General features: G+C 73.0%; 15 protein-coding genes. 10 read left to right on the top strand and 5 right to left on the bottom strand.

Annotation, left to right across the window (positions count from 1 at the left end):
* Positions 1-56 precede the first annotated feature (56 nt).
* Complete coding sequence (locus ACX9I7_RS26535; protein WP_189447867.1) at positions 57-2,570, top strand: DEAD/DEAH box helicase; 2,514 nt, start codon at positions 57-59, stop codon at positions 2,568-2,570.
* 53 nt (positions 2,571-2,623) lie between these two features.
* Here the strand turns inward: ACX9I7_RS26535 and ACX9I7_RS26540 are convergent, their stop codons facing one another.
* Together ACX9I7_RS26540 and ACX9I7_RS26545 are read right to left on the bottom strand one after the other, a co-directional pair.
* Positions 2,624-3,589: a DUF6397 family protein gene (locus tag ACX9I7_RS26540; RefSeq protein WP_387567925.1), complete on the bottom strand. Its 966-nt coding sequence runs from the start codon at positions 3,587-3,589 to the stop codon at positions 2,624-2,626.
* 135 nt (positions 3,590-3,724) lie between these two features.
* A complete protein-coding gene (locus ACX9I7_RS26545) occupies positions 3,725-4,096 on the bottom strand; it encodes a roadblock/LC7 domain-containing protein (RefSeq protein WP_126917086.1) in 372 nt (123 codons plus the stop codon).
* A 317-nt stretch (positions 4,097-4,413) separates the two neighbouring features.
* Here ACX9I7_RS26545 and ACX9I7_RS26550 point away from each other — a divergent pair, with 317 nt between their 5' ends.
* The 4 genes from ACX9I7_RS26550 to ACX9I7_RS26565 all read left to right on the top strand — a co-directional run bounded on the left by ACX9I7_RS26550 (position 4,414) and on the right by ACX9I7_RS26565 (position 8,084).
* Positions 4,414-4,641: a hypothetical protein gene (locus ACX9I7_RS26550; RefSeq protein WP_459388760.1), complete on the top strand. Its 228-nt coding sequence runs from the start codon at positions 4,414-4,416 to the stop codon at positions 4,639-4,641.
* 158 nt (positions 4,642-4,799) lie between these two features.
* Entirely contained in the window at positions 4,800-5,708 is a 909-nt protein-coding gene (locus ACX9I7_RS26555; protein WP_387567922.1) for an alkaline phosphatase family protein, read from the top strand.
* A gap of 2 nt (positions 5,709-5,710) precedes the next feature.
* A complete protein-coding gene (locus ACX9I7_RS26560; protein ID WP_387567919.1) occupies positions 5,711-7,012 on the top strand; it encodes an MFS transporter in 1,302 nt (433 codons plus the stop codon).
* A gap of 49 nt (positions 7,013-7,061) precedes the next feature.
* Complete coding sequence (locus ACX9I7_RS26565) at positions 7,062-8,084, top strand: TolB-like translocation protein (RefSeq protein WP_459388752.1); 1,023 nt, start codon at positions 7,062-7,064, stop codon at positions 8,082-8,084.
* A gap of 47 nt (positions 8,085-8,131) precedes the next feature.
* Here ACX9I7_RS26565 and ACX9I7_RS26570 read toward each other — a convergent pair whose 3' ends face one another.
* The gene (locus ACX9I7_RS26570) at positions 8,132-8,314 is read right to left on the bottom strand and encodes a hypothetical protein (RefSeq protein ID WP_189447876.1); all 183 of its coding nucleotides are present in this window, start codon (positions 8,312-8,314) and stop codon (positions 8,132-8,134) included.
* A gap of 165 nt (positions 8,315-8,479) precedes the next feature.
* Between ACX9I7_RS26570 and ACX9I7_RS26575 the strand changes: the two genes are divergently transcribed.
* Positions 8,480-11,377, top strand: a complete 2,898-nt coding sequence (locus tag ACX9I7_RS26575; RefSeq protein WP_459388753.1) for a DEAD/DEAH box helicase — start codon at positions 8,480-8,482, stop codon at positions 11,375-11,377.
* Positions 11,374-12,327 (top strand): SWIM zinc finger family protein, encoded by a 954-nt coding sequence (locus ACX9I7_RS26580; protein ID WP_459388754.1) that lies wholly within the window; start codon positions 11,374-11,376, stop codon positions 12,325-12,327. Before ACX9I7_RS26575 ends, ACX9I7_RS26580 begins: the two co-directional genes overlap by 4 nt.
* Positions 12,328-12,498: 171 nt before the next feature.
* Here the strand turns inward: ACX9I7_RS26580 and ACX9I7_RS26585 are convergent, their stop codons facing one another.
* Positions 12,499-12,783 (bottom strand): hypothetical protein, encoded by a 285-nt coding sequence (locus ACX9I7_RS26585; RefSeq protein WP_459388755.1) that lies wholly within the window; start codon positions 12,781-12,783, stop codon positions 12,499-12,501.
* A 274-nt stretch (positions 12,784-13,057) separates the two neighbouring features.
* On the opposite strand from ACX9I7_RS26585, the gene ACX9I7_RS26590 reads away from it, so the two are divergent.
* On the top strand, positions 13,058-13,555 hold the full coding sequence (locus tag ACX9I7_RS26590; RefSeq protein ID WP_459388756.1) for a hypothetical protein: 498 nt from the start codon (positions 13,058-13,060) through the stop codon (positions 13,553-13,555).
* Here the strand turns inward: ACX9I7_RS26590 and ACX9I7_RS26595 are convergent.
* On the bottom strand, positions 13,503-14,396 hold the full coding sequence (locus tag ACX9I7_RS26595; RefSeq protein ID WP_459388757.1) for a phosphatidylinositol-specific phospholipase C/glycerophosphodiester phosphodiesterase family protein: 894 nt from the start codon (positions 14,394-14,396) through the stop codon (positions 13,503-13,505). The genes ACX9I7_RS26590 and ACX9I7_RS26595 overlap by 53 nt on opposite strands.
* Before the next feature lie 224 nt (positions 14,397-14,620).
* Between ACX9I7_RS26595 and ACX9I7_RS26600 the strand changes: the two genes are divergently transcribed.
* Complete coding sequence (locus tag ACX9I7_RS26600) at positions 14,621-15,838, top strand: phosphodiester glycosidase family protein (protein WP_387567899.1); 1,218 nt, start codon at positions 14,621-14,623, stop codon at positions 15,836-15,838.
* Between the two features lie 134 nt (positions 15,839-15,972).
* Positions 15,973-16,776: cyclic nucleotide-binding domain-containing protein (locus ACX9I7_RS26605; protein WP_459388758.1), on the top strand; the 804-nt coding region annotated here is incomplete at its 3' end.

A 16,776-nucleotide genomic window follows, 5' to 3' on the forward strand; every position in this document is an offset into this window, starting at 1 on the left:
TCATCGTTCGACCGGCCGGTTCCCTGATCCGGCCGGGGGCCAGGCAGTATGGGGGTGTGACCCTTATCGATCAGATGCCGAGCCATGCCGACCCCGATGCCCTTTTCGAAGCTTTCTCGACCTGGGCCGAGGAGCGGGGCATCACGCTGTACCCCGCCCAGGAGGAGGCTCTGATCGAGGTGGTCTCCGGGGCGAACGTGATCCTCTCGACACCCACCGGCTCGGGGAAGAGCCTGGTCGCGGCGGGCGCGCACTTCACCGCGCTCGCCAATGACCAGGTGACCTTCTACACCGCCCCCATCAAGGCGCTGGTCTCGGAGAAGTTCTTCGACCTGTGCAAGATCTTCGGCACCGAGAACGTCGGCATGCTCACCGGCGACGCCTCGGTCAACGCCGACGCCCCGGTGATCTGCTGCACGGCCGAGGTACTCGCCTCCATCGCGCTGCGCGACGGCAAGGACGCCGACATCGGCCAGGTCGTGATGGACGAGTTCCACTTCTACGCCGAGCAGGACCGTGGCTGGGCGTGGCAGATCCCGCTGCTGGAGCTGCCCCAGGCGCAGTTCATCCTGATGTCCGCGACGCTCGGTGACGTCTCCCGCTTCGAGGAGGACCTGACCCGGCGCACCGGCCGGCCGACCTCGGTGGTCCGCTCGGCGACCCGGCCCGTTCCGCTGTCGTACGAGTACCGCGCGACGCCGCTGACGGAGACGCTGACGGAGCTGCTCCAGACACGGCAGGCCCCGGTGTACATCGTCCACTTCACCCAGGCGGCCGCCGTCGAGCGGGCGCAGGCGCTGATGAGCATCAACATGTGCTCGCGCGAGGAGAAGGACGAGATCGCCAAGCTGATCGGCAATTTCCGCTTCACCACAAAGTTCGGCCGGAACCTCTCCCGCTACGTCCGGCACGGTATCGGCGTCCACCACGCCGGGATGCTGCCGAAGTACCGGCGGCTGGTGGAGCGGCTGGCGCAGGCCGGACTGCTGAAGGTGATCTGCGGTACCGACACCCTGGGCGTCGGGGTGAACGTGCCCATCCGCACGGTGCTCTTCACCGCGCTGACCAAGTACGACGGCCAGCGGGTGCGGACGCTGCGGGCCCGGGAGTTCCACCAGATCGCGGGCCGGGCCGGGCGGGCCGGTTTCGACACGGCCGGATTCGTCGTGGCGCAGGCGCCCGATCACGTCGTCGAGAACGAGAAGGCGCTGGCCAAGGCGGGGGACGACCCGAAGAAGCGCCGCAAGGTGGTCCGCAAGAAGGCTCCCGAGGGCTTCGTCAACTGGACGGAGAGCACCTTCGAGAAGCTGATCGCCTCCGAGCCGGAGCAGCTGACCTCCCGTTTCCGGGTCACCCACGCGATGCTGCTGGCGGTCATCGCCCGGCCGGGCAACGCCTTCGAGGCGATGCGCCGGCTGCTGGAGGACAACCACGAGCCGCGCAAGAACCAGCTGCGGCACATCCGCCGGGCCATCGCCATCTACCGTTCGCTGCTGGACGGCGGCGTGGTGGAGCGGCTGGACGAGCCGGACGCCGAGGGCCGGATCGTCCGGCTGACGGTCGACCTCCAGTCGGACTTCGCGCTCAACCAGCCGCTGTCGACGTTCGCGCTGGCCTCCTTCGAGCTCCTGGACCCGGAGTCCCCCTCGTACGCGCTGGACATGGTCTCGGTCGTGGAGTCGACGCTGGACGACCCCCGGCAGATCCTGGCCGCGCAGCAGAACAAGGCGCGCGGCGAAGCCGTGGCGGCGATGAAGGCGGAGGGCGTCGAGTACGAGGAGCGCATGGAGCGCCTCATGGACGTCAGCTACCCCAAGCCGCTGGAGGAGCTGCTGTCCCACGCCTACGACGTCTACCGCAAGAGCCACCCGTGGGTCGGCGACCATCCGCTGTCGCCCAAGTCGGTCATCCGTGACATGTACGAGCGGGCGATGACGTTCACGGAGTTCACGGCCCACTACGACCTGGCCCGGACCGAGGGCATCGTGCTGCGCTACCTGGCGAGCGCGTACAAGGCGCTGGACCACACCGTGCCGGACGACCTGAAGTCCGACGACTTCGAGGACCTGATCGCCTGGCTCGGCGAGATGGTCCGCCAGGTCGACTCGAGCCTGCTGGACGAGTGGGAGCAGCTGGCCAACCCCTCGGAGGAGAGCGCGGAGGAGGCCCAGGAGCGCGCCGACCAGGTCAAGCCCGTCACGGCCAACGCCCGGGCCTTCCGGGTGCTGGTGCGCAACGCGATGTTCCGCCGGGTGGAGCTCGCCGCCCTGGACAAGGTCGCCGAGCTCGGCGAGATGGACGCCGAGTCCGGCTGGGACGAGGACCGCTGGGGCGAGGCCATGGACGCCTACTGGGACGAGTACGACGACCTGGGCACCGGCCCCGACGCGCGTGGGCCGAAGCTGCTGCGGATCGAGGAGCGGCCGGAGGACGGTCTGTGGCGGGTCCGGCAGTCCTTCGCCGACCCCAACGGCGATCACGACTGGGGCATCTCCGCCGAGGTGGACCTCGCGGCCTCCGACGAGGAGGGCCGGGCGGTCGTCCGGGTCATGGACGTCGGCCAGCTCTGATCCTTTCGCGGTCACGGTCCGGCGGCGTGCGCGGCACTCCGCCGGGCCGTGGTCTACGCGCGCCCGCGCAGCCATGACCAGATCCTTCCGGGCCGCACGGACCGGGCCGTCGTCGGCGGTTCGGCGTCACCCTGCCGGGGCTCCGGCTCGGCCGCCGGTGCCTGCGTCGTCTTCCCGTTTCCCTCGGTGCCGGGTGCCGGCCGGGTGGCTCTGGCCTCGGTCAGTGCGGTCGTGAGGCAGTGGCTGTACCAGTCGATCTCGTCCGGGTCCTCGGCCAGCACCAGCGACTCGATCACCTCACGGGCCGCCGGGACCTCCGAGCGGATCCGGGTCAGCTCCGGGCGCAGCGCGTTCAGATACGCCCGTTCACCCGGGTCGGGCACGGCCTGTGCCAGTTCCGGGGCGTCGAGCACGGCGGCGGTGGCGGCCGCCCGCTGCCAGGCGTCCGATGCCTGGGCGGTCAGCTGGTCGACCCGGCGGGCGCGCCAGCCCCGGGCACGCCGGTCGGAGTGTTCGTCCAACGCGGTCCGCAGCAGGGCGGGGATGCGGCCGGTGAGCAGCCCTGGTTCGCGGTCGGCGAACTCCGCGAGGTCGGCGGCCAGATAGTGCCAGACGACGGCGCGGTACCGGTTGACGTAGAAGCGGACCGGGGTGAAGCACCCGGCCCGGGCCAGGCGGGTGAAGCGGGTGGCGCTGACGCCCATGAGCTCGGCTCCTTCCGCCGTGCCCACGGCCCAGAGCCGGGAGCGCAGCGCTTCGGGGAAGCCCTCGCTCGATCCGTGCCGGTCGATCTCCTCCGGCGGGACCCGTCGCCGCCCGTCCGGGCCGGCCGCGACGGTCCGCACCTCCCCCAGCTGGACGGCAAGTTCGAACTCGCGCGGCTTGAGCCCGAGTTCCCGTGCGGCCCGGGCCAAGGGGACACCCGGCCCCGCCGGGCCGTGCGCCCCGGCCCGCCCCGGCGCCCGCTCGGGCTCCGGCTCCCGCAGCCGCGCTTCCTGCCTCGCCTGTCGTACCTCCACGACACCCTCCCGCCATCACACGATTACCGACAGTGACGACAATAGCGGTGGGGTGCGACACCCCGTCGAGCCTGTGGATAACCCTGGCGGACACGCGGCCCCCCCCCCTGATCAGCGATGTGCCGCCGGCCGGAGTCAGCGGCTCCGGCCCCCGATGCGGTTGGCCAGCAAGGTCATCTCGTAGGCGATCCGGCCGATGTCGGCCTCGGCCTCACCGAGTACGCACAGGCAGCTCTCCTCGTCGGCGGCCGTCACGAACAACACGCCCCGATCGAATTCGACCATGGTCTGGCGCACGCCGCCCGCCCGGAATTGCCGGCCCGTTCCTCTGGCGAGACTGTGGAGTCCGGAGGCGACCGCCGCCAGGTGTTCGGCCTCCTCTCTCGTCAGACTCGCGCTCGCTCCCGTCACAAGCCCATCGTTGGACAGCACCAATGCGTGGCGTATCCCACCGCCCCCCTCGGCCAGCTCGTCCAGCATCGAGTCGAGTTCCTTACCGATTCCCATGCCCCGCCTCCCCGTTCGGCAATTCCCCGTAACCGCCGTGCAAGCCTTGCCCACCTCCGCGCTCCGGGCAACCCACCCTCCCCTCCGATGCGCATCCGTTCGCCAGTTGACACAGGATGCGGACATGACGCGGAAAATGAGCAAACAAGCCTTCATCCCACGGACACCGTCGCATTATCCGGAGGTTCAAATCCGTGCCCACGGGGCACACTTGAACGACCGCAGGAATTTGCCGCTCACGGGGGCAGGTGATCCGCGTGTTCAACAAACTCCGCAGGCACTCGGAAGAGGCCCGACGGGCACCGGCGCCACGGCCGCTGGTGAGCCGGCAGCACAATCTCTTCGAGGCCGCAGCGTCATATGTCACCGCCTGCGCCGAGAACGACTACGACAAAAGCATGGAGGCGGCGCGCTGGGTCTCGCCGGAAGCCCTCAGCTTCGGCGTGAACGAGCTCGCGTGCCGCGCCGTCATAGCCCTCGCGCGCGAGCGCGACGAATCCCCCCAGACGGTGGCCCGCACCCTCCTGGGACTCCCTGCCGCCTGACGTCAGGCACCCTCCGAGGTGGCGCCTGTCGCGCTCCGCTCGGCAGGCGTTCCCGGATTCGTCATGTTGAAGTCGTGTACATGCCACCGCGCGCCGCCCTACGCTGCCAGCGCACTCGGCTCACACCCCCACCGATACCGCTTCGCCCGGAGGAGCTCGTGCCCGCCGCAGCCAGTCCCGCCCGTCGTCCCCACCGCCGCCGTCTCCGACTCCACCGCCGCCACTCCCTCGCCCTCGCCACGGCCTTCGGCCTCGCCGTCACCTCCCTCGGCCTGTGGGCCTCGGACTCCACCGCCGCGCCGGCCGTTCCCACACCCGACCACGTCGTGGTCGTCGTCTTCGAGAACCACGCCTACGACCAGGTCATGGGCAGCTCCAGCGCCCCGTACATCAACTCTCTGGCGGCCGGCGGCGCGAACCTGACCGCCTCCTACGCCGAGACCCACCCCAGCCAGCCCAACTACTACGCACTGTTCTCCGGCGACACCCAGGGCGTCACCGACGACAGCTGCGTCGATCCCGGCTTCAGCGAGGAGCCCAACCTCGGCTCGGAGCTGCTCGCCGCGGGCAAGTCCTGGGCCAGCTACAACGAGTCCCTGCCCGCCGAGGGCTCCACGACCTGCGAGAGCGGCAAGTACCGCCAGAAGCACAACCCATGGTTCGGCTTCGGCAACGTCCCCACCAGCACCGCGCACACCTTCGGCGCCTTCCCGAAGGACTACACCACCCTTCCCACGGTCTCCTTCATCGTGCCGAACATGTGCAGCGACATGCACGACTGCTCCATCGGCACCGGCGACACTTGGCTGAAGAACAACCTCAAGTCCTACGCGGACTGGGCCAAGACCCACAACAGTCTGCTGCTGATCACCTTCGACGAGGACAACCGCCTCAGCGGCAACCGGATCCCCACCGTCCTCTACGGCCAGCAGGTCAAGCCCGGCTCCACCTCCGACACCACGTACAACCACTACGACGTACTGCGCACCCTGGAGACCATGTACGGTCTCCCGCACGCCGGGAACGCCGCGAACGGCAAGGACATCACCGGCGTCTGGAACAGCTGACCGTGTATCTCGCGGACCGTCGCACCACCACCGGCACCGCCGGCCGGAACCCCGCTCCCGGCCGGCGGGCCGCCGTGCCCGCCACGGTGTTCGCCCTCGGCACCGTCAGCCTGGTCACCGACGTCTCCTCGGAGATGGTCAGCGCCGTCCTGCCGCTCTATCTGGTCGCCGGGCTGGGCCTGTCCCCGCTCGGCTTCGGGCTGTTGGACGGCCTCTACAACGGCGTCAGCGCGCTCGTGCGCCTCGTCGGCGGCCGGCTCGCCGACCGCCGCGACGGCGGGCACAAGACCGTGGCCGTCCTCGGTTACGGTCTCTCCGCCCTGTGCAAACCGCTGTTGCTCGTCGTGCACGGCGTCCCGCTGATCGGCGCCGTCCTGGCGGCCGACCGCACGGGCAAGGGGCTGCGCACCGCACCGCGCGACGCCATGATCTCGCTGGCCTGCGAACCCGCCGACCGGGGCCGGGCGTTCGGCGTGCACCGGGCCATGGACACCGCCGGGGCGCTGCTCGGCCCCCTCCTGGCCTTCCTCGTCCTGCGGACCGCCGCCGAGGGGTACGACGCGGTCTTCACGGTCAGCGGCTGCGTGGCGGCCCTGGGCGTGCTCGTCCTCTGGCTGTTCGTTCCCGCCCGCCCCGACGAACCCACGAGCCTCGGCAAACCTGCGTACCCCGGCGGTCCAGGGCTCCGCCCCGACGAGCGGACTCCGCTCCGGGCCCTCCTGCGCCGCCCCGGGGTCCGCCGGCTCACCGCCTGCGCGGTGCTCCTCGGACTGACCACCGTCAGCGACTCCTTCCTCTACCTCACCCTCCAGCGCCGCCTCGCCGTCACCGAGGCGTGGTTCCCGCTGCTGCCCCTGGGCACCGCCACGGCGTTCCTCCTGCTGGCGGTGCCGCTCGGCGCGGTCGCCGACCGCATCGGCAGGCGCAGGCTGTTCCTCTGCGGCCATCTCGCGCTCCTCGGCGCGTACGGGCTGCTGCTCGCGCCCCTGGGGAGCTCGCCCGCCCTGGCCTGCGCCGTTCTCACCCTGCACGGCACGTTCTACGCCGCCACCGACGGGGTACTGGCCGCCGCGACCGCCGACGCCGTGCCCCGGGAGATCCGGGGCAGCGGACTCGCGGTCGTCCAGACCGGTCAGGCCGCGGCGCGCTTCGTCTGCTCGATCGCCTTCGGCGCGGCCTGGACGGCGTGGGGCGACCGCACGGCGCTGGGCGCGGCGGCCACCGGCCTCCTCGTCTCCGCCGCCGCCAGTGCCGCCCTGCTGCGACCCCCGCCCGCCGACGTCCCACCGGAGCCCGCCCGTTGAACCGGATGAACCCGAACCGGAGAAACTCGAACCGGAGAACCCGAACCGGATGAACCGCACCCACCGACTGCTGATCCTGCTCGCGGCCGTCCTCCTCCTGACGGGGGTCGCGGTCGGCGCCACCCTGCACGCCGCCGACCGGGCGGCGGAGAAGGACCGGCCCCGGGCGGGCGGCCCGCCCGTACGGCCCGGCGCGGTCACCCTCGACGCCCCGGGCCGCGACGTCTTCCGGAACATGGCCTGGGGACCGCACCGCGACGAGATCGTCTCGGTCTCCGACGCCGACCCGGCCGGTGCCCGCACGTCCTCCGGAGTCCGCTGTCTGCGCTTCCACACGGCGGCGGGCACGGGCATCTGCCTCCAGTCGGCGCGCAGCGGCCTGCGGGACGTCTACCGGGCGGTGGTGCTCGACGCGCGCCTGCGCCCGCTGCGCCGCTACGACCTGGCGGGCATCCCCACCCGCGCGCGGGTCTCCCCCGACGGGCGCGCCGCGGCCTGGACGGTCTTCGTCAGCGGCGACTCCTACGCGGGCACCGCCTTCTCCACCCGCACCTCGGTCCTGGACGTCCGCACGGGGGAACTGGACCGGGATCTGGAGACCTACCGGTTCGTCCTGGACGGCCGCCCCCACCGGGCGGCGGACCTCAACGTCTGGGGCGTCACCTTCGCCGACGCCGGGCACTTCTACGCCACCGTCGCCACGGGCGGCAAGACCTATCTGGTGCGCGGGGACCGATCGGAGCGGACGCTGCGCGCCCTCCACGAGAACGTCGAATGTCCCTCCCTGTCCCCCGACGGGACGCGCGTCGCGTACAAGAAGCGTGTCGAGGGCGTGTCGCCCGACGCGCCCTGGCGGCTGTACGTCCTGGACCTGCGCACCCTGCGCGAGACCGCCACGGCGGAGCGGCGGAGCGTCGACGACCAGGCGGTCTGGCGGGACGGGCACACGCTCGTGTACTCCCTGCCCGGCGACTACGGCTCCGATCTGTGGACCGTCCCGGCCGACGGCTCCGGCCGCGCGCGGCTGCTGACGGAGGCGGCGCTCGCCCCCGCGTTCACCGCTCGCCCCTGACGGTCGCCGCGCCCCATGACGGTCGCCCCTTAACGGCCACCGTGCCCCTAGCGGTCCAGTTGTTTGCGGGAGACCCTGCGCAGCCGCGTGCGCTGCGACGGGTCCAACAGCAGGTAGGCGCCGAGGGGGATGCCGACGATCACCAGCAGCGCCGCCCAGAAGGGCAGCAGCCACAGCAGGACCACCCCCACCGCCACACCGCCCACGGCGACCTTCGCCCTGTTGGTCATGTCCGTGCCTCCTTCACGACGGCTGCCGAACGGTTTCAGCGTACGTCGGCCCGCGTGGAGGAGAGTGGAGGAGCGTGACGCGGCTCACCCGTGGAATCCTCTCGCCTGTCGTGCGCCTCCTGTACCCTCGGCCGCTCCGAAGCCCGCACTAGTCAAATTTGAGGAATGCGCAGCGCTGTGACTCCGCTCTCTGCCGCGACACCCTCCGACGTCTCCCTGCTCGCCCGCTGTCAGGCGGTCTTCCTCCCCGGGGACCCCGCCCGCACCGGGCGGGTCGCCTTCTGGCTCCCGGACGGCACTCCGCCCCTGGCGGGTGGCGCCGTCGAGGAGCTGACCGTCGCCGTCCCCGACGGCGACGACGTGACCACGACGACCGTCCGGGCGAACGTGCTGCCCGTGCGCGACGCCGTCCCCGTCCTCACCCGCGCCCGGGCCGCCCGGGCCGACGAGACGGCCGCCTTCTGGGGCGCCGTCGCCGTCCTCGCCCTCCAGTTCGCCGCGCGCGGCAAGCTGCTGCCCGGGCTGACCGGCACCGACCACGACACCTGGCGGACCGGACCGCTCACCCCGGACGACACCCGCCGTGTCCAGGAACTCGCCGCGGCCATGCCGCCCACGGCACACGCCGTGCCGCTGCCGGGCGGCGGGACGCCCCTGCTGCCCGAACCCGAGGGGCTCGTCCGGTCCTTCCTCGACGCCGTCGCCGACGGCCTGCCCCGCTCCCCCGCCGCCGCCCTCGCCGCGGGCGGCCGCCCCTTCGCCGCCCCCGAGCCCCAACGCGTGCCCGCCGCACGCGCCTGGGCCACCGGGTACGACACGGCCGTACGGCTGTCCCTGCGCGTCGAGGTCCTCGCGCCGACGGGGTCCGGCGGGACGGACGACGAGCTCCGCCCCCGCTTCCGGGCCGTGCCGCAGCTGCACAGCCTCTCCGACCCGGCGCTGGTCGCCGACGCCGCCGACGTGTGGTCCGGCGCGTCCCCGGCGGGCCGCGCGCTCGGCGGCGCCCGCATGAACGCGCTGCGCGCCCTGCGGCGCGCCGCCCACGCCTGGCCCGCGCTCTCGCCCCTGGTGTCGGCCGCGGTGCCCACCGCCGTCGACCTCGCCGACGAGGAGACCGGGGAGCTCCTCGGCACGGCCGCCCGGGCGCTGGACGCCGCAGGCGTCGAGGTCCACTGGCCCAAGGACCTGGTCCGCGAGCTCACCGCCCGCGCCGTCGTCGGCCCACCGGACGAGGACGACGCGCCCGGGCACCGCTCGGGCATGCCCTCCCTGTTGTCCGCCGACAAACTGCTCGCCTTCGGCTGGCGTTTCGCCATCGGTGACCAGGAGCTGACGAGAGCGGAACTGGACCGGCTCGCCGAGGCGAGCCGCCCCGTCGTACGGCTGCGCGACCAGTGGGTGCTCGTCGACCCCGAGGAGCTGCGCCGCGCCCACGCCCGGCGCGACCGGCGGATCACCCCCGCCGAGGCGCTGGGCGTCGCGCTCACCGGCAGCGCCCTCGCCGGGAACGACGACGAGACGGTCGAGGTGCGCGCGACGGGCTGGCTGGCGGCGCTGCGCGACCGCATCGCCGACCCTGAGACCCGTCAGGAGCCGGTCGCCCAGCCCGCCGCGCTGGCCGCCACCCTGCGCGACTACCAGTTGCGCGGCCTCGATTGGCTGAACCGGATGACCTCGCTCGGCCTCGGCGGCTGCCTGGCCGACGACATGGGCCTGGGCAAGACCATCACCCTGATCGCCCTTCATCTGCACCGCCAGACCCTGCCGGAAGCCGCCGGCCCCACCCTGGTGGTCTGCCCGGCCTCCCTGATGGGCAACTGGCAGCGCGAGATCGAACGTTTCGCCCCCGGCACCCCGGTCCGCCGCTTCCACGGCACGTCCCGCGACCTGGACGCGCTCGGCGAGGGCGAGTTCGTCCTCACCACCTACGGCACGATGCGGCTGGACGCGGCGAGGCTGGCGGGCACCGGCTGGGGCCTGGTCGTCGCGGACGAGGCCCAGCACGTCAAGAACCCGTCCTCCGCGACCGCCAAGACCCTGCGCACCATCGGGGCGAAGGCACGCGTGGCGCTGTCCGGCACGCCGGTCGAGAACAACCTGTCCGAGCTGTGGGCGATCCTCGACTGGACCACGCCCGGGCTCCTCGGCACGCTCGGCGGGTTCCGCAGACGCCACGCCCGGGCCGTGGAGAGCGGCACCGACCCGGCCGCCGCCGAGCGCCTCGCGGCGCTCGTCCGCCCGTTCCTGCTGCGCCGCCGCAAGTCCGACCCGGGCATCGCGCCCGAGCTGCCGCCCAAGACCGAGACCGACCACCCGGTCGCGCTCACCAGGGAACAGGCGGGGCTGTACGAGGCCGTGGTGCGGGAGATCCTCGCGGAGATCGCGGAGGCGGACGGGCTCGAACGGCGCGGGCTGATCGTCAAGCTGCTCACCGGGCTCAAGCAGATCTGCAACCACCCCGCCCAGTTCCTCAAGGAGCCCATCCCGGCGAAGCCCGGCGGGAGCGGCGACGGCCCCCGGATCGAGGGGCGTTCCGGCAAGGTCGAGCTCCTCGACGAGCTGCTGGACACCATCCTCGCCGAGGACGGAAGCGTGCTGGTGTTCACCCAGTACGTCCAGATGGCGCGCCTTCTGGAGCGTCATCTGGCCGCGCGGGGCGTGAGCACGGCGCTGCTGCACGGCGGTACGCCCGTGGCACGGCGGGAGGAGCTGGTCCGGCGCTTCCAGGAGGGCGGGATCCCGGTCTTCCTGCTGTCGTTGAAGGCGGCCGGCACGGGCCTGAACCTCACGCGCGCCGGTCATGTCGTGCACTTCGACCGTTGGTGGAATCCCGCGGTCGAAACCCAGGCCACCGACCGGGCCTACCGCATCGGCCAGACCCAGCCCGTCCAGGTGCACCGGCTCGTCGCCGAAGGCACCGTCGAGGACCGCATCGCGGAGATGCTGGTGCGCAAGCAGGCCCTCGCGGACGCGGTGCTGGGCGGCGCCGGGGAGGCCGCGCTGACCGAACTGAGCGACGCCGAGCTGGCGGAGCTCGTGGCACTGAGGGGGACCGGACGATGACGACAGCGGCACACGACCGGCGGGAGCGCGTCTTCGCGACCCCGCCCCTGGGGGCCGGGCGGGACTTCGCCACCGGCCGGTGGGGCCGGGCCTGGCTCAAGGCGCTGGAGGACTCCGCCCTGGACGGCAAGCAGGTGAAGGCCGGCCGCCGGTACGCCCGCGCGGGAGCGGTCGGGGCGGTGTCCGTGCGGCCGGGGCGGATCACCGCGCTCGTCCAGGACCGGGACGGCGTCCCGTACCGCGCGGACGTGGTGGTCCAGCGGTTCACGGAGGCCGACTGGGACCGGTTCCTGGACGTGGTGGCCGACCGTCCCGAGCACCTCGCGGCGCTGCTGGACGGGGAGCTGCCGCCACACCTGGCCGAGGACGCGGCCGCGGCGGGGGTCGACCTGCTGCCCGGCATCGGCGATCTGGAGGCCGAGTGCGCCTGTGGGGCGTGGGACCACTGCCCGCATTCGACGGCGCTGTGCCATCAGGTGGCCGGGCTGCTCGACCGCGACCCGCTCGTCCTGTTGCTGCTACGGGGTCGCGGGGAGGGGGAGTTGCTGGAGGAGCTGCGGGCGCGCAGTGCTCCGCGTGCCGCTGAGCACGCCCCCGAGCCGCCCGCGGGGATACCGGCGCGTGAGGCGTTCGCGGGGCGCGGCCTCGTGCCGCCGCTTCCGGATCCTCCGCCGCCGGTGGACGTGGCGGGGCGGCCGCCCGTCCTGGCCGGTGAGGGCGACGGGGCCGAAGAGGCGCACGGGCTCGACGTCGAGGCCCTGGCGTTCCTCGCGAGGGAGGCGGCGGTCCGGGCGCGGCGACTGCTGGCGGAGGCGCTGGCTCCAGGCCATGAGCTGACGCCCGTGCCCGGGGAGCCGACTGTGCGTGAGGACGCGGAGCGGCTGGTGGCGGCGGGGGCGCCGGAGCGGGTTGCCGCGCGGCTCGCGGCGCGGCTCGCAGAGGCCGACTGAGCGGCCGCCGTCAAGCACTCGGCGGAAGCGCGGTCCGGCGGCTGCGGGCCGGTGGGGGCCGGTCGCGCCCACGCGGCGGTAGCCGCATATCAACACTGTCCCGCGCCCCTTACGGGCCGCGGTAGCGCACCGGACGTCGACAAACCCGTCTGGTAGCGGAGGATGTGCGCCTTACAGCCCGAAGATGTCCGTCGGCAGACCCGACGGGAGAGTCGAGGGCAGCGTCGACGGGAACCCCGACGGCAGGCCGGAAGGCAGCTCGGACGGCAGACCGCTGGGCAGGCTCGACGGTAGGCCGGTGGGGAGCGGGAAGGGTGATGAGGCGGTGCCCGGCGTCCCCGTCGGCACCGCGCTGTGGCTCGGCGTGCTGCCGCCGGGGTCCTTGCCCGCGAGGAGCACCACGGCTGCCACCGCGAGGGCCGCGACCCCCAGCAGCGCGGCGACGGCCGTGGCCACCCGCCGCCCTCCCCCGGACGGGGGCGGGGGGTCCGGCCGGCGGGCGGGGCCGAAGCCTCCGGACGGCCCGTGAGGTCCGTACGGCGGGCCGGAAGGCGGCCCCGGTGGGGGACCTGGTGGGGTGGCCATACCGCCAGCGTTCCCCGGCCGCGGCGGCCCGGCCCGCGCGGTGACCGTTCCGCTACGGGATCCGCTCCTGAACCGGACATTCCACCGACCCGCCGACGATGCGGCATTACCGGAATAAATATCTGTTAACCGTATGATTCGACCGATGACTGCCGAGATCACACGGACACGAGCCGTCGAGGCGAAGGCGGGCGCGGCCCGCCTTCTGCTCGCCTTCCGGCACGGCAATCAGGCGGCGTTCGACGACTCGCTGCCCGGGTCCATGGCGGCCGAAGAGGCCCGGGACCTCGTCGCCGCGCTCGTCTGGATCGCCAACGAGGCCGTCCGGAAGGCCTACCGGCCCGATGTCGCCGACCGGGTGCTGCGGCACCTCGTCAAGCGGGTGCCGGACGAGCCCGGTTGGGTCGAGACGGACGAGGAGGCCGCACCGGATGTCGCAGTGCTGCTCGAATCCGTGTGGCGGAAGGACACGGAGAGGGTACGGGAGCTGGTGCGCGCCACGCCCGACACGACCTTCGTGCTGGGCAAGCTGGTGCAGGCGGTCGCGATGCTGCTGCCGTCGGTGCGGGACGCGGAAGTGTGCCGGGTGCTCAACGAGCTGCGCGCAGGAACGTCTCCAGACCTGCCAGGTCGTCCGTGTTGAGGTAGTCCACGCCGGCCGCGAGCAGCTCCCGCCAGAGCGCGTCCCGCGCCGGACCCGGCGCGTCAGGCGTGGCCCAGAAGCGGACCGTCCGGCCCTCCGCGTGCGCGGTGGCGACGATCCGCCACAGGGCGGCCCGCTCACGGGCGGGCATGGGGCCCACCCCCCGCCAGGTGAAGTTCTGCCCCCAGTTGTCGCTGACGAGGGGCGCGAAAGAAGCGGGCGCGCCCCCGAGGTCGGTGAGCCGGCCGTCGTAGAAGGCGTGACGCGTCCGCTCCGCCTCCATGGGGGCGCGGGCGCCGCGGTCACCCGAGACGACGGCGGTCACCGCGGCGCGGCGGACCCGTCGGCCGGACCACTCGGTGAGCATCGGGTGGTACGGGCGCAGACGGCGCGACAGGGCCCGGTAGGTGGCGTCGCCCGGGGTCTTGATGTCGATGAGCAGCTGGAGGGTCAGGTCGTATCCGCGGTAGACCCGGCCGCGGTTGGCTCTGACGCGGCGCAGCAGGGGGTCGAGATAGAGGGATTCGAGCGTGCGTGCGGGGTCGAGGCCGGAGGCGTCGTGCGCGACGAGGAGCTCGTCCCCGACCAGCCAGATGTCGGCCTCCACGCTGTTGAAACCGTGGGAGAGGGCGTCGGTGAGCGGGTGGGGGTGCTCGTAGTCGTTGTGCGCGTGGGCGTGGCGCAGCGGCGGCCTGCCGCGCCCGGCGTCCGCCGTCGTGAGCGTGGGCGCGGGCAGGGGCGTGGGCGTGGCGGGGGTGGCGGCCGCGAGGGCGGGGGCGGCGAGGGAGCCGGTGAGCGCGGCTCCGAGGGCGAGGACGGCGGATCGGCGCGTTCGGGTCATGGGGCTGCCTCCCGGTGGCTCGGTGAGCGAATAGGGGCGGGCTGCGCGCGCTGACGCTTGCGAGTATCGGGGCCCACCGGGCCGTTTGACAGAGCCGGGCCGAGAGTTGCGCCGGGCGCCGCCTGAGATTTCCCTGTCGTTCTTTCGGGGCATGGATAAGTCCCTTGCGTCGTGACAGAGTTGACGGGACCTCTGGGGAGACAGTGGGAAGACGTGGACGCCGCGTGCGCGCGGTTCTGACGGTACTGGTGGCATGGGTCTCGCTGGTCGGGGGCGGCACGGCATGGGCGGGCACGGAGGATCTCTCCCCGCCGGAGCTGGGCGCGCCGTCGGCGCTGGGGCCCGGAGTGACGTATCGGGGGTTCTCGCTGAAGGGATCGAACGGACCGGCGTACGGGCATCTGCTCACGGTCGATCTGCGCGAACGGCGGGTGTCGGTGGACCTGCTGTATCCGGGCGCGGTGGGCGCCCGGGAGCGGCTGTCCCGGATGGCCGCCGACAGCGGCGCGGTCGGCGGGGTGAACGGGGACTTCTTCAACATCGCCGAGGCGCAGCACCCCGGGGTGGACGCCACGGGCGCGCCGGTGGGCCCGGCCGTGGCGGGTGGGCACGACCTGAAGGCGGCGGTGCCGGACGGCCAGCGGTTCGGGCCGGCGATGCCGTCGGGCGGCACCACGGAGGACGTCCTGGGCGTGGGCGCGGACCGGACGGCCCGGCTGGACCGGCTCACGCTGGAGGGGTCCGTGCGCGCACGGAACGACGAGTTCCCGCTGAGCGGCTTCAATCAGTACGCGATCCCGGTCGACGGCATCGGGGCGTTCACCCCGGCCTGGGGCGCGGCGTCACGGCTGCGGGCCACCTGTGGCACGGACACCGACCGGGGCGCGCCGTGCAGCGACGACACCCGTGAACTGACCGTGCGCGGAGGCAAGGTGACGGCCGTGGCGGAGCGGCCCGGCCGGGGCGCCGTCGCGCGGGGTTCGGTGGTGCTGCTGGGGCGTGAGGACGGGGCGCGGCAGCTGCGCAAGCTCAAGGTCGGTGACCGGGTGACGGTCGACGAGTACCTGCGGCCCCGGCGTTCGGGGTCGTTGCGCTTCGCGATCGGGGGTTTCCCCCTGTTGCGCGGGGGCAGGCCGGTCTCGGGGCTGGACGCGGAGACCGCCGCCGTGCGGACGGCCGCCGGCCTGGCGGACCGGGGGCGGCGGCTGTTGCTGCTGGCGCTCGACGGCGGCGCCGCCCACCGTCCGGGGCTGACCCTGCTGGAGCTGGCCCAGGCGTTGAAGGGGCTGGGGGCCTCCGACGGCTTCAACCTCGACGGCGGCGGCTCGTCGACGCTCGTCGCCCGGGAGCCGGGAGAGGCCCGGCCGACCGTGCGCAACCATCCGTCGGGCGGTGCCGAACGGCCCGTCCCCAACGGCGTGGGCATTTTTATCCGACCTTGACATCACCTTTCAATCCCATCCTTTTGAGTGATCGCCCCCATCGATTCGCGCTGCTAGCTTCGAATGGGGGCGAGCGGGAATTCCCGACGGTTCCGCAATGGGTTCTTCCGTGATGGATGGGTGGGCATTCGATTATGACGACGTCAGTGGAGACCGGAGCGGGCACGGATAATCCACCCGGGCGGCTGAGTCTGGGCACCGAGGCCGCCCGCAATCTGGCGACCACGACCAAGTCCGTGCCGCAGATGCAGGGGATCACCTCGCGGTGGCTCCTGCGGCTGCTGCCATGGGTTCAGCTCTCCGGCGGTACGTACCGGGTCAACCGCCGGCTGACGCACACGCTCGGCGACGGCCGGGTGGAGTTCTTCACGACCGGCGCCGAGGTGCGGGTCATCCCGGCGGAGCTCGGCGAGCTGCCCTTGCTGCGCGGCTTCGAGGACTCCGCGGTCCTGGAGGCGCTGGCCGGGCGGTTCGTCCAGCGGGAGTACCGCCCCGGCGAGCTGCTGGTCGAGGCCGGGCGCCCGGCGGACGAGGTGGTGCTGCTCGCCCACGGCAAGGCCGAGAAGTTCCACGAGGGCGAGTACGGAGAGCCGGCCGTGCTGGGCGTGCTGGCCGACGGCGGGTACGTCGGTGATCAGGCGCTGGCCGCCGAGCAGCCGGGCGAGTGGGATTTCTCCGTCCGGGCGGTGACGGCCTGTACGGTGCTGACGCTGCCGCGCGGGGATTTCCAGGAGGCCCTGGACGGCTCCCCCGGCCTGAGCGCGCACGTCGAGGGCTATCGCCGCCGGTCGGCCCTCCCCCACAACGAGCACGGGGAGTCGGCGATCGACGTCGCCTCCGGCCACAGTGGGGAGCCCTCCCTGCCCGGGGTCTTCGCGAACTACGAGACCTCGCCGCGCGAATACGGGCTGAGTGTCGCCCAGACGGTGCTGCGGGTC

It is taken from the genome of Streptomyces sp. L500 (assembly GCF_054551825.1).